At 62.3% G+C, this 20,692-nt stretch carries 21 protein-coding genes and 1 pseudogene; 8 read left to right on the forward strand and 14 right to left on the reverse strand.

All coding sequences use genetic code 11. The annotated features are described in order from the left end of the window. Positions 1 to 72 precede the first annotated feature (72 nt). A complete protein-coding gene (locus BMX68_RS10860) occupies positions 73 to 1,338 on the reverse strand; it encodes an Hsp70 family protein (RefSeq protein WP_017130217.1) in 1,266 nt (421 codons plus the stop codon). A gap of 299 nt (positions 1,339 to 1,637) precedes the next feature. Here BMX68_RS10860 and BMX68_RS10865 point away from each other — a divergent pair, with 299 nt between their 5' ends. Together BMX68_RS10865 and BMX68_RS10870 are read left to right on the forward strand one after the other, a co-directional pair. Beyond that, complete coding sequence (locus BMX68_RS10865; protein ID WP_017130216.1) at positions 1,638 to 2,594, forward strand: DnaJ C-terminal domain-containing protein; 957 nt, start codon at positions 1,638 to 1,640, stop codon at positions 2,592 to 2,594. Between the two features lie 2 nt (positions 2,595 to 2,596). Further along, the gene (locus BMX68_RS10870; protein WP_017130215.1) at positions 2,597 to 2,902 is read left to right on the forward strand and encodes a chaperone modulator CbpM; all 306 of its coding nucleotides are present in this window, start codon (positions 2,597 to 2,599) and stop codon (positions 2,900 to 2,902) included. A gap of 70 nt (positions 2,903 to 2,972) precedes the next feature. On the opposite strand, the gene BMX68_RS10875 is transcribed toward BMX68_RS10870, so the two are convergent. Both BMX68_RS10875 and BMX68_RS10880 read right to left on the reverse strand, forming a co-directional pair. Further along, positions 2,973 to 4,118: a sensor histidine kinase gene (locus BMX68_RS10875; RefSeq protein ID WP_017130214.1), complete on the reverse strand. Its 1,146-nt coding sequence runs from the start codon at positions 4,116 to 4,118 to the stop codon at positions 2,973 to 2,975. Between the two features lie 187 nt (positions 4,119 to 4,305). Further along, entirely contained in the window at positions 4,306 to 4,830 is a 525-nt protein-coding gene (locus BMX68_RS10880) for a GNAT family N-acetyltransferase (RefSeq protein ID WP_017130213.1), read from the reverse strand. Between the two features lie 224 nt (positions 4,831 to 5,054). Between BMX68_RS10880 and BMX68_RS10885 the strand changes: the two genes are divergently transcribed. Both BMX68_RS10885 and BMX68_RS10890 read left to right on the forward strand, forming a co-directional pair. Beyond that, positions 5,055 to 5,288, forward strand: a complete 234-nt coding sequence (locus BMX68_RS10885) for a hypothetical protein (RefSeq protein ID WP_017130211.1) — start codon at positions 5,055 to 5,057, stop codon at positions 5,286 to 5,288. A gap of 47 nt (positions 5,289 to 5,335) precedes the next feature. Beyond that, on the forward strand, positions 5,336 to 5,587 hold the full coding sequence (locus tag BMX68_RS10890; protein ID WP_017130210.1) for a hypothetical protein: 252 nt from the start codon (positions 5,336 to 5,338) through the stop codon (positions 5,585 to 5,587). A 158-nt stretch (positions 5,588 to 5,745) separates the two neighbouring features. Here the strand turns inward: BMX68_RS10890 and BMX68_RS10895 are convergent, their stop codons facing one another. The 11 genes and pseudogenes from BMX68_RS10895 to BMX68_RS10940 all read right to left on the reverse strand — a co-directional run bounded on the left by BMX68_RS10895 (position 5,746) and on the right by BMX68_RS10940 (position 15,997). Beyond that, entirely contained in the window at positions 5,746 to 6,279 is a 534-nt protein-coding gene (locus tag BMX68_RS10895) for a GNAT family N-acetyltransferase (RefSeq protein WP_017130209.1), read from the reverse strand. Positions 6,280 to 6,496: 217 nt separating this feature from the next. Then, entirely contained in the window at positions 6,497 to 7,507 is a 1,011-nt protein-coding gene (locus BMX68_RS10900) for a FecCD family ABC transporter permease (RefSeq protein ID WP_026012990.1), read from the reverse strand. Beyond that, complete coding sequence (locus BMX68_RS10905; RefSeq protein WP_017130207.1) at positions 7,504 to 8,454, reverse strand: ABC transporter substrate-binding protein; 951 nt, start codon at positions 8,452 to 8,454, stop codon at positions 7,504 to 7,506. The genes BMX68_RS10900 and BMX68_RS10905 overlap by 4 nt, the downstream gene beginning before the upstream one ends. Continuing rightward, positions 8,451 to 9,239: an ABC transporter ATP-binding protein gene (locus BMX68_RS10910; protein ID WP_017130206.1), complete on the reverse strand. Its 789-nt coding sequence runs from the start codon at positions 9,237 to 9,239 to the stop codon at positions 8,451 to 8,453. The genes BMX68_RS10905 and BMX68_RS10910 overlap by 4 nt, the downstream gene beginning before the upstream one ends. Positions 9,240 to 9,249: 10 nt before the next feature. Then, entirely contained in the window at positions 9,250 to 11,370 is a 2,121-nt protein-coding gene (locus BMX68_RS10915) for a TonB-dependent receptor (protein WP_017130205.1), read from the reverse strand. Between the two features lie 291 nt (positions 11,371 to 11,661). Beyond that, the gene (locus BMX68_RS10920; RefSeq protein ID WP_017130204.1) at positions 11,662 to 12,147 is read right to left on the reverse strand and encodes a copper chaperone PCu(A)C; all 486 of its coding nucleotides are present in this window, start codon (positions 12,145 to 12,147) and stop codon (positions 11,662 to 11,664) included. A 52-nt stretch (positions 12,148 to 12,199) separates the two neighbouring features. Then, positions 12,200 to 12,604, reverse strand: a complete 405-nt coding sequence (locus tag BMX68_RS10925; RefSeq protein WP_026012989.1) for a DUF2946 domain-containing protein — start codon at positions 12,602 to 12,604, stop codon at positions 12,200 to 12,202. Between the two features lie 181 nt (positions 12,605 to 12,785). After that, positions 12,786 to 12,974, reverse strand: a pseudogene (locus tag BMX68_RS25900) (transcriptional regulator); the annotation flags it as partial. Positions 12,975 to 12,976: 2 nt separating this feature from the next. Next, on the reverse strand, positions 12,977 to 13,699 hold the full coding sequence (locus BMX68_RS10930) for a cobalt-precorrin-6A reductase (RefSeq protein ID WP_017130201.1): 723 nt from the start codon (positions 13,697 to 13,699) through the stop codon (positions 12,977 to 12,979). After that, positions 13,696 to 14,793: a cobalt-precorrin-5B (C(1))-methyltransferase gene (locus BMX68_RS10935; RefSeq protein ID WP_017130200.1), complete on the reverse strand. Its 1,098-nt coding sequence runs from the start codon at positions 14,791 to 14,793 to the stop codon at positions 13,696 to 13,698. The genes BMX68_RS10930 and BMX68_RS10935 overlap by 4 nt, the downstream gene beginning before the upstream one ends. Beyond that, a complete protein-coding gene (locus BMX68_RS10940) occupies positions 14,786 to 15,997 on the reverse strand; it encodes a bifunctional cobalt-precorrin-7 (C(5))-methyltransferase/cobalt-precorrin-6B (C(15))-methyltransferase (protein ID WP_017130199.1) in 1,212 nt (403 codons plus the stop codon). Before BMX68_RS10940 ends, BMX68_RS10935 begins: the two co-directional genes overlap by 8 nt. A 117-nt stretch (positions 15,998 to 16,114) precedes the next feature. Between BMX68_RS10940 and cobG the strand changes: the two genes are divergently transcribed. Genes cobG through cobJ form a run of 4 tightly spaced genes read left to right on the forward strand, consistent with a single transcriptional unit; the run spans position 16,115 to position 20,577 of the window. Further along, positions 16,115 to 17,524 (forward strand): precorrin-3B synthase, encoded by a 1,410-nt coding sequence (gene cobG / locus BMX68_RS10945; protein ID WP_039792104.1) that lies wholly within the window; start codon positions 16,115 to 16,117, stop codon positions 17,522 to 17,524. Further along, positions 17,517 to 18,143, forward strand: a complete 627-nt coding sequence (locus BMX68_RS10950) for a precorrin-8X methylmutase (RefSeq protein WP_017130197.1) — start codon at positions 17,517 to 17,519, stop codon at positions 18,141 to 18,143. The genes cobG and BMX68_RS10950 overlap by 8 nt, the downstream gene beginning before the upstream one ends. After that, positions 18,140 to 18,874 carry a precorrin-2 C(20)-methyltransferase gene (locus tag BMX68_RS10955; protein WP_017130196.1) on the forward strand — a complete coding sequence of 245 codons (735 nt, stop codon included), beginning with the start codon at positions 18,140 to 18,142 and terminating at the stop codon, positions 18,872 to 18,874. The genes BMX68_RS10950 and BMX68_RS10955 overlap by 4 nt, the downstream gene beginning before the upstream one ends. Beyond that, positions 18,871 to 20,577 carry a precorrin-3B C(17)-methyltransferase gene (cobJ, locus tag BMX68_RS10960; protein WP_060783554.1) on the forward strand — a complete coding sequence of 569 codons (1,707 nt, stop codon included), beginning with the start codon at positions 18,871 to 18,873 and terminating at the stop codon, positions 20,575 to 20,577. Before BMX68_RS10955 ends, cobJ begins: the two co-directional genes overlap by 4 nt. Positions 20,578 to 20,692: the final 115 nt, after the last annotated feature.

The following is a 20,692-nucleotide window of genomic DNA, read 5'->3' on the forward strand; positions in this document are numbered from 1 at the left end:
TGAGCCCCGCATGAACTTTGGCCTCGCCTGGCAAGCGCAGGCTGGCCGGCGAAGAACGATAACGCGCGATGGTCAGCCGTAACGCTTGCGTGCGTCGATCGCCAGGCCGCTGCCGATACTGCCGAAGATATTGCCTTCCACATGCCGGGCATTTGCCAGCATGGCCGAGATGCTCTGGCGCAGTGCCGGAATCCCGCTCGAGCCGCCGGTGAAGAACACCGTATCGACCTGTTCGACGCTCACGCCGGCATCATCGAGCAAACGAGTGACACTGTTGCCAATACGCTCCAGCAGGTTGCCGATGGCCGATTCGAACACTGCCTGACTCAGCTCCACGCTCAACCCCGGTTCGATACGATCCAGCGCTACGTGGCGGTTTTCGGCGCGGGTCAGTTGGATCTTGGTTTCCTCCACTTCCATCGCCAGCCAGTGCCCGGCGCGTTGCTCTATCAGCTTGAAGAGGCGGTCGATGCCGCCGGTGTCCTCTATGTCGTAGCGCATGCTACCCAGGGCCAACTGGGACTTCTGCGAGTACACCGAGTTGATGGTGTGCCAGGTCGCCAGGTTCATGTGGTGACTGGTGGGCATGTAGGCACCGCTTTTCATCCGGCTGCCATAGCCGAACAGCGGCATCACGCCTTGCAGGCTCAGTTGTTTGTCGAAGTCGGTCCCGCCGACATGCACGCCACCGGTGGCGAGGATATCGTCGTGGCGATTATCCAGGCGACGGCGTTCCGGCGACAGGCGCACCAGCGAGAAGTCGGAGGTTCCGCCGCCGATATCGACGATCAATACCAGCTCCTCGCGCTCGATGGTCGACTCGTAGTCGAAGGCCGCCGCAATCGGTTCGTACTGAAAGGACACGTCCTTGAAGCCAATCTTCTTCGCCACTTCCACCAGGGTATCTTCGGCCTCCTGATCGGCGACCGGGTCCTCGTCGACGAAAAATACCGGACGGCCCAGCACCACGTGTTCGAACTCACGACCGGCAGTTGTTTCCAGGCGACTTTTCAATTGGCCGATAAACAACCCGAGCAGGTCCTTGAAAGGCAGGGCGGTGCCCAGCACGCTGGTGTCATGCTTGATCAGCTTGGACCCCAGCAGGCTCTTGAGCGAGCGCATCAGCCGGCCCTCGTAGCCTTCCAGGTACTCGTGCAGCGCCAGCCGTCCGTAGACCGGGCGGCGTTCCTCGATATTGAAAAAGACCACCGAAGGCAGGGTGACGTTATCATCCTCCAGCGCGATAAGCGTTTCCATCCCGGGGCGCAGCCAGCCGACAGTGGAATTGGAGGTGCCGAAGTCGATACCGCAGGCACGGGCCGCAGAGGCGTTTTTCATGTCGTTCGAGCTCCGGTTAAAAACGGCCGCGCAGTGTATGTCAGTCGAGCGCGGAATCGAAGGCCGACTATCCGCTAAATCGTGCGTTGCCGACTTGAAAGACGAACCATCACCCCCAAACTTGCTGTCATTGGTTCGACTTGTGTCACGGCGATGAGCGGAAATCGCCCGCACGGCCGATAAACTTTTAACGCACCGCCCAGTCACAGTCTTGAGATCGGTCAATCCTTGCTGCGCCGAAAAGCGCATGCTGTGTGCTGCCGGGCGGCGCGATATCGATAACGCAGGGTGATCCTTAGATGGACTTCAAAGATTATTACAAGATCCTGGATGTTGAGCCGACGGCGGATGACAAGACCATCAAGGCCGCATACCGCAAGTTGGCGCGCAAGTACCACCCGGATGTCAGTAAGGAAAAGGACGCCGAGGCGAAATTCAAGGATGCTTCCGAAGCCTATGAAGCGCTGAAAAGCGCCGACAAGCGCGCCGAGTACGACGATTTGCGCAAATACGGCCAGCATGGCCAGCCGTTCCAGGGGCCACCGGGCTGGCAGGGGCGTGGCGCGAGTGGCGGCTTTGGCGGCGGTGCGGGTGGTGGTGACTTCTCGGACTTCTTCAGTACGATCTTCGGCTCGCGCGGTGCCGGTTTCAGTAGCGGACAATCGGGCCGCAGCGCCGGTCGTCGAGGGCAAGACGTGGAAATGGAACTACCGATCTTCCTGGAAGAGAGCCTGACCAACGAGTCGAAAAAGGTCACCTTCCAGGTGCCGCAGTACAACGCGGCTGGCCAGCATGTGAGCAACAGCAGCAAGAGCCTGAACGTGAAGATTCCGGCGGGCGTGACCGATGGCGAGCGTATCCGCCTCAAGGGGCAGGGCGCGCCGGGACTCGGTGGTGGGGTCAATGGCGACCTATACTTGACCATTCGCTTCACTCCCCACCCGAAATTCGATGTCGAAGGTGAGAACCTGATCATCACCTTGCCGTTGGCACCGTGGGAGCTGGCACTGGGAACCGAAGTGGCGGTGCCGACCCTGACCGGCAAGATCAACCTGAAGATCCCGCAGGGCAGCCAGAACGGCCAGCGCCTGCGCGCCAAGGGCCATGGCCTGCTGAACAAGGCCGGCCAGCGGGGTTATCTGTTCGTGCAACTCAAGACGGTCATGCCCAAACAGAGCGACGATGCCGTAAAAGCCTTGTGGCGGGAACTGGCGAAGAAGGCGGCATTCGACCCGAGAGAACAATGGAGTAGCTGATCATGAGCCCTGCCCTGAACGTTCAACTGGATATGCAAGCCTTCTGCGAGGCGTCCGAGCTATCGGCGGCGTATGTGATCGAAATCGTCGAACACGGTATTCTTGAACCTCAGGGCCGCTCACCGCAGGCCTGGCGCTTTCTTGAGCATGAGCTGATCATTGCCCGGCGTGCGGCGAAACTGCGCCGCGATCTTGAGTTGGAATGGCAAGGCGTCGCCCTGGCCCTGGAACTGCTGGGCGAGGTCCGCGAGCTGCGTGCGGAAAACCGCATGCTCCGACAGCGCCTGGAGCGTCTGGTCGAGGCCTAGTGGCTCGTGTGATCTCTGTACGAAATGCATCTGCGCTGGCCCGTATCGACGCCACAAGCCCGACGCTCGCTTAGGATACGGCACGTGATACTCGCGGTAGCACGATCCTGAATCGTGTGCCCTCTTCCTCGCTGGAGCTGACCTCGATACTGCCCCGATGGGCGCTCACCACTTCCTTGACGATAAACAAGCCCAGGCCCAGGCTGGTCGAGGCGCCCGTTTGCCCGAGTTCCTCTGCGGCGTTGCGCACCAGCGGATCGAAGATCGTCGCCAGGGCTTGGGCGGGAATCGGCAGGCCGAAGTTGTGTATGGACAAGCTGACGCTGTCGTCATCACCGATCAGGGTCAAGGTCACCTTGCGCTGGCTGGCGCCGTGCTGGAGGGCATTGCCGATCAGGTTCTGCAGCATCTGTTCGATCCTGCCCCGATCCCAGACTCCATGTACATTGCCTTTGACCTTGAGGCTCGGACGACAGTCCGGCTGTCCGGCCCAGGCTTCGTTGAGTGCGGCTTTGGCCGCGCTCACCAGGTCCATCGGCGCGGGATCTATCGGCAACGGACTGCCCAGGCGGCTGCGCACCAATTCCAGCAAGTCGTTGACCATGGTGCCCATATGATGGGCGCTGCGCTTGATGTTTTTCACATAGCCCATGGCCAGCTCATTGAGCGGGATCTTGCGTACTAGCATTTCCGTGGACATGGCCACCGCCTGCAACGGTGCACGCAGGTCGTGACCGAGAATGGCCAGGAAGATGTCCCGCGAGCGGTTGACCTGTTCGGCATAGGCGGCAGTTGACTCGGCCAGGGCTTCGTCGATGGCTTCGTTGAAGCGAATCATGTCCTGGAGGTAGGTCAGGTCCGGCGCAGACAGACTGCCGCCCCAGCGATGGATCACACAGGCACGCAGGTGACGGAACTCAGACGTCATCTGCACCAGGTCGAAACCGACGTTATGCCGTAGTTCGCCGTGGCTGGCGGCGGCGATATCGAGGCTGGGACTGTTCTCCGGACCTTCACCCTTGGCCTTGGCGGTTTGTTCACGGGTGCTTTGGGTGGTCTGCATATCCCGCGCGGCCGCCAGCAGGATTGATTTGGCGTGATCGCGCAAGGCGATCCGCCCCATGCTGTCTGCTGCGGGCGTCAGGGTTTTGGCAAACTGCTCCCAGTCATCGACGAGTGTGTCAACGTGTTGCACGATAAAATCAGACAAGCGCATGACCGATACCTTGATGAACAGTGCAAAAGAGGCTGGGCGTGTTGCATCTTAGCCGCTAATCGCTGCCCTGCCTGCGGCTGGAACCAGGGAATACCTTCACCCCATCGGCCTCGATCTGCCTTGAGCGCGCCGAAGGTGGCTTCGACAATTCGATCTGGGGTAGATGGGGTCGGGTATTGGCCATGAATCATTCTAGTGTCTTGTAGTAAATAGTGGTCGCCTGATGGCGCCCGTCCGGTGTCGTGCAGTAGTTTGGCAGTTCACCGACGCGGCTGTAGCCCAGTGCGCTGTAGAACGCCTCGGCGTCGGAACCGGTTTGGGTATCGAGGTACAGCAGGCCGCGCTTATGTTGCCTTGCCGCCTGCTCCAGGGCCTGCATCAGTTGCTGGCCGAGGCCATGGCGACGCGCCTCGCTGCGCACCAGCAGTTTCTGTACCTCGGCCCGGTTCAACCCGTTGGGCTTTAGGCACAGGCTCAGTTGCACGCTGGCCTGTACCTGTTTGTTACGCACCACCACCCAGAGCAACAGGCTGCCATCCCGCAGGGCAGCCTGCACGCTGTCGAAGTAGACGTGCGCCTGGAGAGCGTCGAGATCGGCCATGAATCCCACGCTGGCGCCGTGCCCCACGGCATCGAGCAATAGCTCGATCAAACCTTGACGGTAATGCGCAAAGCTTTCGTTATTGACGCGACGCAGTTGGGTGGTACTCATCGGCGGATCATTCCGTGTTGGCGGCGGGCGGTTCCGTGCCCGGATTCAGGCAGAGTTGCATGACGGTCAGGTCGAGCCGGCAGCCGAACTTGACGCTCACCTTTCAAGTGCTCCGACTCGTTTGTACCTGTCATTTCTGACAGTAGACGGCTGATCTTTCGAAGGCTTAATGTGCTGTTGAGTGCAGTTTGTTTCATCACGTTTGTATTCAAAGGAGCTATGTCATGGGTGTTATCACGATCACCGATGCGAGCGGTGACAGAGAAGTCTTGCAGCCTGAACTGGCGGTAGTTGCGAAATTCAGTAAGAGCAGGGTCAATAGTCGCCACCAACCCAATCCCAGCTCGAAGATGAACACCATCCTCGATAAGGTAGCGGGCACTTATACGGGCCAGGTCGTTTTTTTTAAAAGTAACGAGTCTGGTAAAAGAGCTTGGCAGCTCCCTCGCAGCGTTTGACTGTAGGTTTACCAGTACACAAACTATCAATGAGAGGGGTGTGAATCATGACTCGTTCAGATTTTTCAATTTATATTGACGCGACCATCAATGAGGCGGCGCAGAACCTCATCGATAAAGGCGATACGTCGGATGATATCGCATTCGGCAAATTGAGCTTTCTGCTGGCCTTGCGGCGAGCAGTCGACAAGAAGGCGACAGCACAGGATCTCGGCTTGCTCGGCGCGATCAACGACAGTTTGCAGCAATTGAGCATATTACCTGCGTCGAAAACCATGCTTTCCGATCTGCAAGACTGAACAAGCGACGGGTGACCCGATGGTAGCTGTCGCCCGTCCTTGAAGTCGACATCGGCGGTTTCGCAACAACAGCAGTGAGAACCGACCTGGATCGTTCGATCTCGCCGGGCTGGATCTGTTTATTGACGCGTCGCGGTTGGGCGGCGTTCATTGGCGGATCAGTCCATGTTGGCGACGGGCGGTTCCGTGCCCGGATTCAGGCAGAGTTGCATGAAGGTCAGGTCGAGCCAGCGACCAAACTTGACGCCCACCTGAGGCATTTGTCCGGTGCTCGTAAAGCCCAGGCGTGCATGCAAGCGAATAGAGGCGGCGTTACCGCTTTCGATCGCGGCGACCATGATGTGCTTGCCGTCATCCCTGGCGCGCTCGATCAGCGCTGCCATCAATTGTGGGCCAAGACCGTTGCCACGCTGGTCGTTGCGCACGTACACCGAATGCTCGACGGTGTGACGGAAGCCCTCGAAGGGCCGCCAGTCACCGTAGGAGGCATAGCCGAGCACACCGTTGGTGGCATCGACGACCACCAGGATCGGATAGGCCTGGGCCTGGCGGGCGCTGAACCAGGCCTGGCGATTGTCCAGGTCGACCGGTTGTTCGTTCCAGATCGCGGTGGTGTTGACCACCGCGTCGTTGTAGATGTCGCGAATGGCCGGCAGGTCGGCCTGCCGGGCGTCGCGGATAACGTAGGACATGAAGGGCCTCAGGCAATCGGTTGATGGACGGTGACCAGCGCAACGGTGAACATCAGCGGTTGGTCTTTTTCGCCGGGTAGATTCATGGCTTGCGATTATCGTCAGAACGCTACGGGTTAGATCCTAACAGCCTGCGCGCGCTCGGTTGCCCTATTTTTCCGCTACCTTGGTGGCCGAGGTGGGCTCGTCGGGGGCCGCAGTCGCGGGGGTGTGGCGCTTAGCGGCGGCGCATCAGTCCGATAAAAAACAAGCCGCCAATGGCCGCCGTCGCCACGCCGATCGGCAAGTCTTCTGGCGCGATCAGGGTCCGCGCCGCGACATCGACCCAAACCAGGAACACGCTGCCTAACAGCGCCGACACCGGCAGCAGCCGTCGATGCTCGGCACCGACAAGGCGTCGTGCGATGTGCGGCACCATCAACCCGACAAAACCGATGGAGCCGCTGATAGCAACCAGCACGCCGGTCATCAGCGAGGCGATCAGGAAGACCCTCAAACGTACATTGCGCACGTTCAGGCCAAGGGTCACGGCGGTCTGCTCGCCGGCCATCAGCGCATTCAGCGAACGGGCCATGCTGACCAGCAGGAACAGCCCCAGCAGCACGATCACCGTCGGAATCGGCAGCAGTTCCCAGCGGGCCAGACCCAGTCCGCCGAGCATCCAGAACAGCACAGCGGAACTGGCCCGGTGGTCGCCGAGAAACAGCAGCAGATTGGCGATCGCCATCATCACGAAGGACACCGCCACGCCGCACAGCAGCAAGCGGTCGCTGTCCAGTCGGCCTCGTCGGCTGGCAATGGCGAGCACCGCCAGCATGCTGCCTAAGGCGCCGAGAAAAGCGGCGATGGGTAAGGTCAGCAGGCCGACGATTTCACCGACATGCAGCACCACGATCACCGCGCCGAGGGTAGCGCCCGAGGTCACGCCCAGCAGGTGCGGGTCGGCCAGCGGGTTGCGGGTAACGGCTTGCAGCACCGCGCCGATCAAGGCCAGCCCGGCGCCGACCAGGGTGCCGAGCAGCAGGCGCGGGATACGGATCAGCCAGACAATATGCTCCTGCCCGGCGCTCCAGTCGACCGTGCCCGTGCCCAGCAGTTTGTACAGCAGGATCCGCCACACCACCTCCACTGGCACTTGCGCGGGGCCGAAGCCCAGCGATACCACGCAGGACACCAGCAACAGTGTACCCAGCGCGAGCAACAGCAGGGGGTAGCGGTGGCTCATCATTGTGAGTGGAAACCCTTGGCAAGAGTTTCGATGGCTTTGACGTTATCGATCCCCGGTGTCGCCTCGACATAGGGAATGACGATAAAGCGCTTGTGGCGAATTGCATCCACCGACTGCAAGGCCGGATGGGTTTCCAGAAAGTGTCGTTTCTGCTCGGCGCTGACCTCGCCGTAGTCGACGATGACGATCACCTGCGGGTTCTTCTCGACCACGCTTTCCCAGTTGACCCGGGTCCAGCTGGCGTCGACATCCTCCAGCACATTGCGCCCTCCCGCGGTCTCGATCAGCGCCTGGGGCATAGCCAGGCGGCCGGAGGTCATGGCGCGGTCTTCGCCGCTGTCGTAGAGAAACACCCGTGGGCGCTCGGCGGGCAGGTTCTTGCGCACCGCCGCGACCCTGGCCCGCATCTGGCTGATCAGGGTTTCGGCGCGGTCCTGGACGTCGAATATCTCGCCCAGGTTACGCAGGTCGTTATAGGTGTCGTCGAGGCTGGCACTTGGGCGCTTCATCATGAAGGCACAGGACTCGGTCAACTCGTAGACATTGATGCCCAGCGGCGCCAGGGTCTGCGGTGTGAGGTCGCCGCCGACGCGCATGCCGTAGTTCCAGCCGGCGAAGAAGAAGTCGACGTTGGCGTTGAGCAGGGTCTCCACGGACGGGTACTTGGCCGCCAGTTCCGGCAGGCCGTCGAGGCTCGTGGCCATTTGCGGGGGCAGCGCTTTCCAGCCGCTGACTCCGCTGTAGCCGGCCATCCGCGCCTTGAGGCCGAGGGCGAGCATCATCTGCGTCATATTGATGTCATGGCTGACCGCGTGTTTCGGCGCCTCGTTGAAGGTCACTTCGCGGTTGCAGCTCTGGAGGGTCAATGGGTAGTGGCTGGACTCGGCCAGGGTGGTCATGGAAGCGAGCAGGGAACCGAGGCAAAGCGCCAGAGGCCATAACTTCATGGTTGGGTTATCCAGGTGATTCGTGGGTAGCCGCGCAGGGGGTGACTATCGATCAGGGCCTCGACGCCGAACACGCTGCGCAACAGATCCTCGGTCAGCACGTCTTCGGGCGTGCCGCTGGCGACGATACGACCGTGGTTGATCACATACAATCGGTCGCAGAACGCCGCTGCCAGATTGAGATCGTGGATGCTCGCCAGGGTGCCGATCTTCAGGCGCTTGACCAGGGTTAGCAGCTCCAGTTGGTAACGCGGATCGAGGTGATTGGTCGGCTCATCGAGGATCAGCAGTCGGGGTTGCTGGGCCAGGGCACGGGCGAGGATCACTCGCTGTTTTTCGCCCCCGGACAGGGTGGCGAACTCATGGTCTTCGAAGCCCAATAGGCCGACCGACTCCAGGCATTGGCGAATCAGTTGGCGGTCCAATTCGCTGTCACCGTCGAACAGCTTCTTGTGGGGGGTGCGGCCCATGGCAACCACTTCTTCGACGCTCAGGCCAAAGGCATCGGGGAACTCCTGGAGCACCACGGCGATGCGCTGGGCGCACCAGCGGGGTGACTGTTTCCAGACGTTCTGGTGTTCGAGCAGGACCTCGCCGCTCTCCGGCCGGCTGAAGCGATAGGCACACTTGAGCAGGCTGGTCTTGCCACTGCCGTTGGGGCCGATCAGGCCGACGAACTCACCCGCCGCCACCCGCAGGTTGGCCTCACGCAGTTGGAACTGGTGATGGCAGTGGTTCTGGCCCAGGGGTGTCCAGGCCAGGTCGACGAGGGTCAGTGAGGTCATTTGGCGCTCATCAGAAGGTGTAGTCCGCCGTCACGAAGAACGAGCGCGGCTGTCCCATGATCCATTGTTGGCCGTCATTGTATTGGCTTTGGGCGTACTGGCGGTCGAACAAATTGTTCAGTTGCAGGCCCAGCGTGGTGTTGCGTAAAGCCTTCCATGACACATTGGCATCGACCACGGTGTAGCTCGGCAATTGGGCGGTATTGGCCAGGTCGGCATAACGCGCATCGACATAACGCACGCCGGCGCCTGCTTTGACATCGTCGCTGAGTGCCTTGTTCAGCCAGAGGTTGGCGGTGCGGCGGGGCACATCGGCAGGTCGGTTGCCTTTGTAGGACACGACGGTGCCGCCGAGCGACTGGTCAAAGTCATCGTATTGTGCCCGGAGAACCGATGCGTTGGCCTGCAACTGCCAGTCGTGCGTCAATTTCAGGTCGAGGCTGACTTCCAGTCCATCGGACGATTGCTGGCCCACCTGCAACTGGTTCTGCGCATTGCGTGGGTCGGTAGTGAGCAGCTTTTTCTTGACGATGTGATAGGCCGCCAGGGTCCATTCGCCGCGTTGGTCCCAGAACATCTGCTTGAGGCCGATTTCGCTCTGCTTGGCGGTCGACAGGTCAAACTTCTGATTGTTTGGACTGAGGGAAATCAAGCCGCTCACACCATCGGTGCTGGTCGCGTATTGGCCGTAGAGCGAAGTGTCGGGTGTTATGGCGTACACCAGGCCGACTTTCCAGTTGCTACCGGTCAGCGACTTGGCACTTTCGCTGCCATTGACCAGGTTGTCGCGATCTATATGCACGAAGTCGCGACGGACACCGGTCACCAGGGACCACTGCTCGTTGAGTAGCGTGCGGTTTTCGGCAAACGCCGAGAATTGGCGGGTGCTGCTGCTGTATTGGCTGCGAAACGGGCTGGCGCTCTCGAATACGCCGGGTGTCGGGTGGTTGATGTCGATGGGTTGCCCGCCGCTCGACACATCATCGAACGGCGAGTTGCTGGCCACGTTGAAGCGGATGCGATTGACGTCGATGCCCGTCAACGTCTGGCTGTCCAGGCCGAACAGGCTGTGTTTGAAGGTGAAGGTCTGGCGGTCGCCGATCTGTTCCTGGTAATGGCGGATGCCCAGGTAGCTTTGTCTGAGCAGTTGCTGACTGCTTTGATCGAAGTCGTAGCGCTCCGCGTTCTGCCAGCGACGCTGGGCCTTGAGGTAATAGAGCTCGTTGTTGGCACTGAGGTTGTCGTAGATCTGCCATTCGCTGCTCAGGCGCGTCCACTGGTCGTTGTAATGCTGTTTGTCGTTGCCGACGTTGTAGTTCTTGTCTCGCAGGCTTTGCCGGTAGTGGCCTTGGATCAAGGGGGTGCCGAAATTGTTCATCGGCTGTTGGTCGCCGTAGTCGTGGGCGAGAGTGACGACCAGGTTGTCGTTGGCCTGCCAGCGCAGGGCGGCGCTGACGAAGTCGCTGGCGGAGTCGCCACGGTCGATCCAGCCGTTTCCGCGTAGGCGATTGATGTTGATGCGGTAGCTCAGTTGGTCGGTCAGCGAACCGCCGCTGTCGAACGCCTGCTGTTGCTGGTCGTAGGCGCCATAGCCGAGGCGCAGGTGGTTTTCGATAGCGCCGTTGAACGGTTTTTTCGGGATCGTGTTGATCACTGCGCCGGTCGCGCCTTCGCCATAGAGCACGGACGCTGGGCCGCGCAGAACATCGACACGTTCCACGGACCAAGTGTCGACCGGGAAGGTTACGGTACCGGCACCGACATACATCCGGGTGCCGTCATATAACTGCATCACCGAGTTCTGCCCGGTAAAGCCACGGGCCTGCAGCGAGGTGCCGCCATCGCCGGGCGTACCTGTGCGGCTCAGGCCGGTGCTGCGCGACACCGCGTCCTGTACGCTGCTATCGCCGCGCTCGCGGATACGCTCCCCAGTGAGACTTTCGGTGCTGGCGGGTGTCTCAAGCGCCGTCAAACCCAAGCGCGAACCCGCCGTGGTGGGGGTCTTCAGATCGACTTCGGCGGTATCGACGGCAGGCGCGGTAATGGTGCCGGTGGGCAGAAGCAGCGTGGCATTTGCCTGGGCAGGGTCGAATGCCAACAGGCAAAGGCCGGATACAAGGTACTTGTTCATCGGGCTGGTAAGTCGCTTATCCTCAAGGGGACCCGCAGCGCATGGCCACGGGTCGGGTATCTCGCATTATTGTTATATGATAACAATGTCTGCTTGCAAGATGATGCCCCAAAAGTTTATAGAACCCTCTATTTCGCGCATCTCGGCGCTTTCAGGATGAAGGTGAGGCCGATTCATGTTGGTGCTCGGGCAACCGGACAGCGCAGATGAGTTCCCGCAGTGGACAGGCGCGTTCCATCCTTCAAGCGAATGCGACACGGCACCGCGTCTGGCGTTCAATGGTTTGGCTGGTTATTGAGCGTGCCTGTGCGGCATGTCCGAGGCGTCGTTGGGTGCTTGCTTGTGTACCACCACTTCAACGGTGACGTCGCCAGCCTTTTCAAAGTGCAGGGTCAACGGGAAGTGTTTGCCGTCCTGCAGCGGGCTGCGGTCCTCGAGGTCGAGCAACATCACGTGGTAGGCCATGGGGGCGAACTTCACCTCGCCCTTGGCCGGTACCTCGACGCCCGGTACCTGCTGCATTTTCATCAGGTCCCCTTGCATCACATGTTCATGCAGTTCGGCTTTTTTTGCGATGGGGCTGTCGACGCTCACCAAGCGATCAGACGTCAGGCCTTGGTTTCGAATGATGAAATAAGCAGCCACGGTGGGGGCATTGGGCGGCAGTTCCTGAGACCAGGGATGATCGATCTGCAACTGACCGATGCTGAATTCATGGGCATTGGCAAAACCGACGGGCAACAGCAATGCGGCCAGCAGCAGGATATTCTTGAGCATGGGTGTTCTCCATAACAATTCAAAACACAAAAAAAGGGGGGCGAGGGCGAATTCAGACGACTGGAGAGGCGCGGGGATTGAGCGAGGGCCATTGTTGGCGAGGCGTCGGCGATTCGCCATGGAACGCGAGGTGGCCAAGGCCCGTTTCGAGTGGGGCGACTGCCAACTGGGGCATATGCCCCGGCAATACCACCAGCGGCGCGGCGCCGGAGCAGCACCAGCAATGCTGCATCGTCGAGTGATCGTGGTTCGGCGCAGTGTTCCGCTCCCATTTGCCGATGGCGATGGCCGCGAGTCGGGTGCCGCTGGCCGAGCAGAAACTGCCCCAGAGCAATTGTTCGGAGGTGGAGCGATCCGGTGATGAGGCCATGGCTGTGGAAATCGGCATGGCGAGCAGATTGAACAGCATTGCCAAACAGGCGATCCAGGTAGCTACCGCGAGCCGTTGTCGGGACATGGAAGGGCTTCCGCCAGAAGTGCCAAAGTGCTGGGTTATTTAGCCTGAATGTTCTTGATAAGTAAAAGCAGGCGCTGCGGTGAAAGGTCGCAAAGCTTTATAGGACCTGCCCTGTGAATGCTTCTGGGCAAGCGTAGCAGTACTTGGCGTGATGACTGGGGCGGCAGGCGTCGTTGGCGAGTCAAGCGGCGGGCGCGTTGTGCACCACGATATGGATGCCCGGCGCCGCGCGAATCGCGGCAAAGATCGCCGCCAGGTTATCCATGCTCGGATTGCCATTGGCGCACAGTCTGCGGTGCAGGCTTTTGCTGGGTTTATCGGCTTTCCCGGCAGGGCCTTCAAAGCCGACGTTTGACAAGCGAAGATCCTGATCTATTGAAAAGCAATCGCCAACGCCGCCAGTGTTTCCTCAAGCGTCGAGAACTCGCGTGTGGTGGCTGGTAGTACGGGGCGCTTGAGGATCAGCACCGGTAGTGAGCGTTCACGGGCCACTTGCAGCTTGGGTTCGGTGGCGCTGCTGCCGCTGTTCTTGCTGATCAGCACATCGATGGCGCGATGCTCGAACAGCGCTCGCTCATCCTCCAGGTGGAACGGGCCACGGGCGCCGATGACTTCACAGCGCTCGGTACCGGGATACTGGTCGAGGGCTCTCAGGGTCCAGAACTGTCCGGCGGGGATTTCGTCGAGGTGCTGCAGCGGCTCGCGCCCGAGGGTGAACAGTGGTCGCTTGAACGGTTTCAGCGCGTCGACCAGTTCGGCCCAGTCGGCGACTTCCCGCCAGTCGTCTCCGGGCTCCGCGACCCAGGCCGGGCGGCGCAGGGCCCAGCAGGCAATGCCGCTGATACCTGCCGCCACGACAGCATTGCGGCTGATCTGGGCAGCATAGGGATGAGTAGCGTCCAGCAGCAGGTCGATGCCTGCGTCGCGAATAAAGCGCGCCAGTCCCTCGGCCCCGCCATAACCGCCGACCCGCACCTGGCAGCGCAAGTCGCCGGGCACCCGGCCGATTCCCGCCAGGCTATAGATATGTTCCGGCCCCAGTGTACGGGCAATCGCCAGTGCTTCGCTCACACCCCCCAACAAGAGTATTTTCATGGGCAAGCCCCGGCATGGCCAACGATGCCACCTTGGCGATCGATGGCGAATACTTCGACCTGTACCTGGGCCGGCACCACCCGGCGGGCAACCTCCAGCGCATGCTGGCAGACCACGTTACCGAGGGCGATCCCGGCAGCATGGGCCATGGCGAGTGCCTGCTGGCTGGTATTGGCCTGGCGGATGGCCTCCTGCAAGGTGTCATCGGCGCCCTCCGCCGCCGCCCACTCAGCCAGTTGTGGCAGGTCGATGCTCGAATGGCGGCTGTGCAAGTCCATGTGCCCGCCCGCCAGCTTGCTAATCTTGCCGAAGCCGCCGCACAGGCTCAATTTATCCACGGGCACTTTGCGCACATGTTTGAGCACGGCGCCGACGAAGTCGCCCATTTCGATCAGGGCAATCTCCGGCAGGTTGTACACGCGACGCATGGTGTCTTCGCTGGCGTTGCCGGTGCAAGCGGCGATATGCAGGTAGCCGTTGGTCTTGGCCACATCGATGCCTTGATGGATCGAGGCGATATAGGCAGCGCAGGAGAATGGCCGGACAATGCCGCTGGTGCCGAGAATCGACAGCCCGCCGAGAATGCCCAGGCGCGGGTTCATGGTCTTCAGGGCCAGGGTTTCGCCGCCCTGAACATTGACCGTCACCGAAAACCCGCCGGCATAAGCGTGTTCGGTGGCGAGTTGGCGCAGATGGTCGCTGATCATCTTGCGCGGCACCGGGTTGATCGCCGGCTCGCCCACCGCCAGCACCAAGCCCGGGCGCGTCACGGTACCGACGCCGGCGCCCGCGTGAAAGCGCACGCCGGGTTCGGCGATCAGGCGCACCTGCGAATACAACAGGGCTCCGTGGGTCACATCCGGATCGTCGCCAGCATCCTTGAGGGTCCCGGCTTCGGCGCCGTCTTCGTGCAGGCGGCAGAACTCCAGGCGCATCTGCACCTGGTTGCCCTTGGGCAGGATGATTTGCACCGCATCGTGGCGCACGCCTGTCAGCAGCAGCCGCGCCGCCGCCAGCGAGGTGGCCGTGGCGCAACTGCCGGTGGTCAGGCCGCTGCGCAGGGGCGCGGGTCGTTCCGGGGTTTCGTCACGCATCGAGAGGCTTGACCCCATCGAGCAGGGTGATGGGCAGTGCCTGGCGCCAGGTATCGAAGTTCCCCAGGGGCTGGGCCTGGGCGATATGGATCCGGGTCAGTTCACCGCCATGGGTTTGCTGCCAGCTCATTAACCGCATCTCGCTTTGCAGGGTTACGGCATTGGCCACCAGGCGTCCGCCGGGCTTGAGTCGGGCCCAGCAAGTGTCCAGCACGCCGGGGTGAGTCACGCCGCCGCCGATAAAGATCGCGTCCGGCGGCTCCAGCTCTGCCAGAGCCTCGGGAGCGCTACCGCGCACCAGACGCAAGCCGGGCACGCCGAGGGTGGCGCAGTTGTGTTCGATCAGTTGCTGGCGACTCTCGTGCGCTTCGATGGCAATCGCCCGGCAACTGGGGTGAGCACGCATCCATTCGATGCCGATGGAGCCACTGCCGGCGCCGACATCCCACAGCAGATCTCCGGGCACGGGGGCGAGGCGGGCCAGAGTGATGGCGCGTACATCGCGTTTGGTCAACTGGCCGTCATGGCGGAACGCGGAGTCCGGCAGCCCGCCGATTCGCGACAGGCGCGGAGTGGTCGGGTCGGCCAGGCAGTCGATAGCCACCAGATTCAACTTGGCGATGGTTTGCTCTTGCCAGGCGTCGGCTAGCGTGTCGATGCGGCGCTCCAGCGGACCACCGAGGTGTTCTAGGACACTGAGGCGACTCGGTCCGAAACCGCGTGCGCGGAGCAAGGCGGCGATGGCGGCGGGACTTCGCTCGTCATTGCTCAGGACCAGCAGGCGTAGCCCCGAATACAGTTGCGCACTCAGGGCCGCCACCGGTCGTGCGACTACCGACAGGCACACCACGTCCTGCAAGGCCCAGCCCAGGCGAGCGGCGGCCAGTGAATAGGCAGAGGGCGCGGGCAACACCTGCATTTCCTCACGGTTCATCTGCCGCGACAGGCTGGCACCGACACCGAACAGCATCGGGTCGCCGCTCGCCAACACGCACACCGGAGTGCCGCGCAGGGCCAGTACCGGCGCAGTGGAGAATGGGCTTGGCCAGACCTGGCGTTCGCCACGCACACACACCGGCAGCAGATCGAGCTGGCGTTGCCCGCCGAAGATCCGCGAAGCGCCCAGCAGGGCGCGCCGGGCATTTTTGCCCAGACCACTGAAGCCGTCTTCACCGATGCCTACTACTGTCAGCCAAGGCGTCATCTAAAATCCTCAAAACACCGCTGTTCCGACGGGCAGTCTTTTCATGCCTTCGGACAAAGCAGGCATAATACCGCGCCTTGGACGGCAAAATGCCTTTCCCTTACTGTCGGTTGCCCCTTGAACGAACGCCCGCTTGCCAATGCTATCCGCCCCTCGGCGTGTCCGGGGTTGCTGCGCATCGTCCCGGCGCTGGATGGCGGTATCTGTCGGATCAAGCTGGCCGGAGGCGTTATCAGCGCCGCCCAGGCTCAGGCCGTGGCCCAAGCCGCCGAGCGTTATGCCCATGGGGTGATCGAGGCGACCAACCGGGGCAACCTGCAAATTCGCGGGATCGGCGAGCAGCATGCGGCCTTGATCGCGACCTTGCTGGAGGCCGGTCTCGGGCCTGACGCCGAGACGCCGGACCGCCGCGAAAGGAGCCATGAGAGCGTCAGAGGCTTCGCGGATGCGTCCGCCTCCTGCGGCTTGACGCAGGTTGCTGGCGCCGACGATGTGCGCAATCTGATGCTCAGTCCCAGTGCCGGTATCGACGCACAGATGCTGATCGATACTCGCCCGCTCGCCGCGCAGATTCTCGCCACGCTACAGGGGCGCCGGCGCTTTCATGAACTGTCGGCCAAGTTCGCGCTGCAACTGGACGGCGGTGAAGCCCTGGCGATGCTCGAACATCCCCATGACCTATGGTTGTCGGCGCTGTTGATCGAGGACAGGCTATGTCTGGCATTTGGTCTCGCCGGCTGCCCGGCCTATGATGCGCCGTTGGCCGCGGTGCCTTTCGAGCAGGGTCATGAGTTGGTGGTGGCGGTGCTGGAACTGTTCCTCGACCTTGCCCGACCGGAGCAGACGCGCATGCGGCATTTGCTGGCCGAGGTTGCGGTCGAATCGTTCATGGCGCAATTGTCCGCTCGGCTAGATGTCGGGTTGACGCCCGTGCCGCATTGGCGGCGACCCCGTGCCGCGAGCCTGCGGCATATCGGGACTTATCCACAGCGGCAACCGGGGCGGGTGCATATCGGCGCCGCGTTCCCCCTGGGCCGACTCGACGCCACCCTGCTCGACGGCGTGGCTCGGTTGGCGCTGCGCCGGGGCGACGGCAGCCTGCGCCTGACGCCCTGGCAAAGCCTGTTGCTGGCCAATATTCGTCGCCAGGACGCCGCGAGCGTGACGGCCCGGCTGCGCCAACTCGGGCTGCTTTGCGAGGCTGACCAGGCGCTGGCGCGGATCATCGCCTGCAGCGGGTCCGGCGGCTGTACCAAGGGCCTGGCCGACACCAAGGCCGATGCCCGGCGGCTGGCGACGTGCTTGCCGGGACACGCCCAGGACGTCCATTTGTCCGGTTGTGGTCGGTCCTGTGCGGCGGCCCATGTGGCCCCGTGTACGTTGTTGGCGGTCTCACCCGGCCATTACGACCTCTATTTTCGCGATGTAGCTCAACCTGGCTTCGGTCTGCTGCACGCGCGCAACCTTACTATTGATGCGGCGGGCGCGTTGCTCGAAGCCCGCTCACGGAGCCGTACCGATGATTGATTACATTCGCGATGGTCAGGAGATCTATCGCAACTCCTTCGCGATCATTCGCGCGGAAGCGAACCTGGCGCGTATTCCCGCCGACCTCGAAAAGCTCGCCGTGCGTGTCATTCACGCCTGTGGCATGGTCGATGCCATCGACGGCCTGCGCTTCTCGCCGGGTGCCGGCCAGGCCGGACGCGATGCGCTGGCGGCTGGCGCGACGATCCTCTGTGACGCGCGCATGGTCGCCGAAGGCATCACCCGCTCACGTTTGCCGGCGAACAACCCGGTGATCTGCACCCTGCGTGACGAGCGCGTGCCGACGCTGGCGCGGGAGCAGGGCAATACTCGTTCGGCGGTGGCCCTGGAACTGTGGCGGCCACATCTGGAAGGCAGCGTAGTGGTGATTGGCAACGCGCCGACCGCCTTGTTCTACCTGTTGGAAATGCTCGATGCCGGTGCGCCGAAGCCGGCACTGATCCTCGGTTTTCCGGTGGGATTCGTCGGTGCCGCCGAATCCAAGGCAATGCTCGCCGCCGACAGCCGTGGCGTACCCTTCGTGATCATGCAAGGCCGCTTGGGTGGCAGTGCCATGGCCGCCGCCGCCGTCAACGCTCTCGCCACGGAGATTGAATGATGCCCCCACCTGGACGTCTGATCGGCCTCGGCGTGGGGCCGGGTGATCCAGAGCTGATCACCCTGAAGGCGCTACGCCTGCTGCGCGAGGCGCCGGTGGTGGCGTACTTCGTTGCCAAGGGCAAGAAGGGTAATGCCTTCGGTATCATCGAAGCGCACCTGCAGCCTGCCCAGTTGCTGTTGCCGCTGGTCTACCCGGTGACCACCGAAGCCTTGCCGGCGCCGTTGTCTTACGAGCAGGTGATCAGCGACTTCTACGACGAGGCCAGTCTGGAAGTGGCCGCGCACCTGGATGCCGGGCGCGACGTGGCGGTGATCTGCGAAGGCGATCCGTTCTTCTACGGTTCCTACATGTACCTGCACGACCGCTTGGCCGAGCGCTACGACGCCCAGGTGATTGCCGGCGTGTGTTCGATGCTCGGTGGCGCTTCGGTGCTTGGCGTGCCGCTGGTGTACCGCAACCAGAGCCTGTCGGTGTTGTCCGGCGTGCTGGCCCACGACGAACTCAAGCGGCGCCTGGTCGATGCCGATGCCGCAGTGATTATGAAACTGGGGCGCAACTTCCATAAGGTTCGCCAGGTACTCGAAGAGTTGGGGCTGGTCAGCCGTGCGCTGTATGTGGAGCGGGCAACCATGGCTAACCAGAAGATCGTGCCGCTCAATGAAGTCGAGCCAATGTCCTCGCCGTACTTCTCACTGATTATCGTGCCCGGCGAACGGTGGCAAGGATGAGCCGCCCGCAACCGGCCATTGTCACCCTCGGCAATGGCAGCCTCGCAACAGCCCGCAGGCTGCAACAGGTCTACCCGGATGCGCTGGTCTACGGACTGGTTGGGCGAGTCGAAGGCGCGGACCGGTTGTATCACGAGTTTGGCGCGACCTTGCGCCAGCTCTACCAACAGGACACGCCGATCATTGCCTTGTGCGCCGCCGGCATCGTGATCCGCACGCTGGCCCCGCTGTTACTGGAAAAGGGGGCCGAGCCGCCAGTACTGGCGGTGGCCGAAGACGGCAGCGCGGTAGTACCGTTGCTGGGCGGCTTGGGTGGGGTGAATGCCATGGCCCGGGAAATGGCGGCGGGCCTGGGGGTAGCAGCAGCTATCACCACCAGCGGCGAGCTGCGTTTCGGTACCTGTCTGCTGAATCCGCCCAGCGGTTATGCGCTGGGCGACCTGGAGCTGGGCAAACGCTTTGTCTCGGACTTGCTGGCTGGCGAAAGTGTGCGTATCGAAGGAGCGGCCCCCTGGCTGGCGCGGGCGCACTTGCCGGAGGATCGACAGGCGCGTCTGTCGATTCATGTCGGTAGCGCTGAGCGTGCGCCGGTTGCCGATGAATTGCTGATCTATGCGCGCAGCGTCCTGGTGGCGGTCACGGCCGCCGTGCCGGAGCTGGCGGGTGCGGTGCGTCAGGCCTTGCACGAGGCGAATATCGCCTGGCAATCGCTGGCTTGCCTGGTGGCGGCTGACAGTGAGATGGCCAACCCCGCCCTGCGGATGGCGGCTGCCGAATTAGCAGTGCCATTGCGCTTTGTCGCCTCGGTCGGTTCCGTCGCGCAAATGGCGCAACAAGCGATACCGCAGTTGTTACCGCCGATCTGTATCGGTGCCGAGCTGGCGATTGCGGTCGCCAGCCAGCCGTTGGAGCCGGAACGCATCGGTCGTTCTCGCGGACGCCTGGCGGTGATCGGCCTGGGACCCGGCGCCGCCGAACTGATGGTGCCGGCGGTAAAAGCCGAACTGGCCCGAGCCAACGATGTGCTGGGCTATGAAACCTATGTGCGCATGGCCGGCCCGTTTCGTGCCGACCAGGTGCTGCACTGTACCGACAACCGCGAAGAAATGCTGCGCGCCCGGCATGCGTTCGAACTCGCGGCCCAGGGGCGTTCGGTGGTAGTGGTGTCGTCCGGCGATCCGGGTGTATTCGCCATGGCGGCGGCGGTGCTCGAAGCCTTGCATGAGTCCGATGAGCCGAGCTGGCACGGCGTCGATCTGGAAATCCTCCCCGGCGTTTCCGCCTCTCTCGCCACTGCGGCCCAGGCCGGTGCCCCCCTGGGGCACGACTTCTGCGTGATGTCGCTGTCGGACAACCTCAAGCCCTGGAGCATTATCGAGAAGCGCCTCGACCTGGCGGCCCAGGCCGACCTCGCCCTGGCCTTCTACAACCCGATTTCCCGCTCCCGTCCCTGGCAGTTGGGACGGGCGCTGGAAATCGTCGCCCAGCACCGCACACCGCTGACACCGGTCGTGCTGGGGCGGGATATCGGTCGACCGGGTCAGACCTTGCGGGTGACCACGCTGGGTGCGCTGACGCCGGAGCAGGTGGACATGCGCACCATGGTTATCATCGGCTCGTCCACCACCTGTGTCTTCCCTCGTGCCGAGGGCGGCGAGTGGGTCTATACGCCGCGCTGGTATGGTGAAAAGCCCCGCTCCTGAGGCGCCGGGACTTCGGAAAGAGCTGACGATAAAAGGTCAGGGGATTGTCGTTTGACCTGACCGATGAAGAGGGGCGAGCGCGCTTTGCCGAGGCCATGTTCGTGTCAGGCGCAGT

Source organism: Pseudomonas agarici, assembly GCF_900109755.1.
GTDB classification, from domain to species: domain Bacteria; phylum Pseudomonadota; class Gammaproteobacteria; order Pseudomonadales; family Pseudomonadaceae; genus Aquipseudomonas; species Aquipseudomonas agarici.

Bases quoted from the DNA above. Each gene is read 5' to 3' on its own strand.
- BMX68_RS10860 (WP_017130217.1), bottom strand. From the start codon at position 1,338: ATGAAAAACGCCTCTGCGGCCCGTGCCTGCGGTATCGACTTCGGCACC.
- BMX68_RS10865 (WP_017130216.1), top strand. From the start codon at position 1,638: ATGGACTTCAAAGATTATTACAAGATCCTGGATGTTGAGCCGACGGCG.
- BMX68_RS10870 (WP_017130215.1), top strand. From the start codon at position 2,597: ATGAGCCCTGCCCTGAACGTTCAACTGGATATGCAAGCCTTCTGCGAG.
- BMX68_RS10875 (WP_017130214.1), bottom strand. From the start codon at position 4,118: ATGCGCTTGTCTGATTTTATCGTGCAACACGTTGACACACTCGTCGAT.
- BMX68_RS10880 (WP_017130213.1), bottom strand. From the start codon at position 4,830: ATGAGTACCACCCAACTGCGTCGCGTCAATAACGAAAGCTTTGCGCAT.
- BMX68_RS10885 (WP_017130211.1), top strand. From the start codon at position 5,055: ATGGGTGTTATCACGATCACCGATGCGAGCGGTGACAGAGAAGTCTTG.
- BMX68_RS10890 (WP_017130210.1), top strand. From the start codon at position 5,336: ATGACTCGTTCAGATTTTTCAATTTATATTGACGCGACCATCAATGAG.
- BMX68_RS10895 (WP_017130209.1), bottom strand. From the start codon at position 6,279: ATGTCCTACGTTATCCGCGACGCCCGGCAGGCCGACCTGCCGGCCATT.
- BMX68_RS10900 (WP_026012990.1), bottom strand. From the start codon at position 7,507: ATGATGAGCCACCGCTACCCCCTGCTGTTGCTCGCGCTGGGTACACTG.
- BMX68_RS10905 (WP_017130207.1), bottom strand. From the start codon at position 8,454: ATGAAGTTATGGCCTCTGGCGCTTTGCCTCGGTTCCCTGCTCGCTTCC.
- BMX68_RS10910 (WP_017130206.1), bottom strand. From the start codon at position 9,239: ATGACCTCACTGACCCTCGTCGACCTGGCCTGGACACCCCTGGGCCAG.
- BMX68_RS10915 (WP_017130205.1), bottom strand. From the start codon at position 11,370: ATGAACAAGTACCTTGTATCCGGCCTTTGCCTGTTGGCATTCGACCCT.
- BMX68_RS10920 (WP_017130204.1), bottom strand. From the start codon at position 12,147: ATGCTCAAGAATATCCTGCTGCTGGCCGCATTGCTGTTGCCCGTCGGT.
- BMX68_RS10925 (WP_026012989.1), bottom strand. From the start codon at position 12,604: ATGTCCCGACAACGGCTCGCGGTAGCTACCTGGATCGCCTGTTTGGCA.
- BMX68_RS10930 (WP_017130201.1), bottom strand. From the start codon at position 13,699: ATGAAAATACTCTTGTTGGGGGGTGTGAGCGAAGCACTGGCGATTGCC.
- BMX68_RS10935 (WP_017130200.1), bottom strand. From the start codon at position 14,793: ATGCGTGACGAAACCCCGGAACGACCCGCGCCCCTGCGCAGCGGCCTG.
- BMX68_RS10940 (WP_017130199.1), bottom strand. From the start codon at position 15,997: ATGACGCCTTGGCTGACAGTAGTAGGCATCGGTGAAGACGGCTTCAGT.
- BMX68_RS10950 (WP_017130197.1), top strand. From the start codon at position 17,517: ATGATTGATTACATTCGCGATGGTCAGGAGATCTATCGCAACTCCTTC.
- BMX68_RS10955 (WP_017130196.1), top strand. From the start codon at position 18,140: ATGATGCCCCCACCTGGACGTCTGATCGGCCTCGGCGTGGGGCCGGGT.
- cobJ (WP_060783554.1), top strand. From the start codon at position 18,871: ATGAGCCGCCCGCAACCGGCCATTGTCACCCTCGGCAATGGCAGCCTC.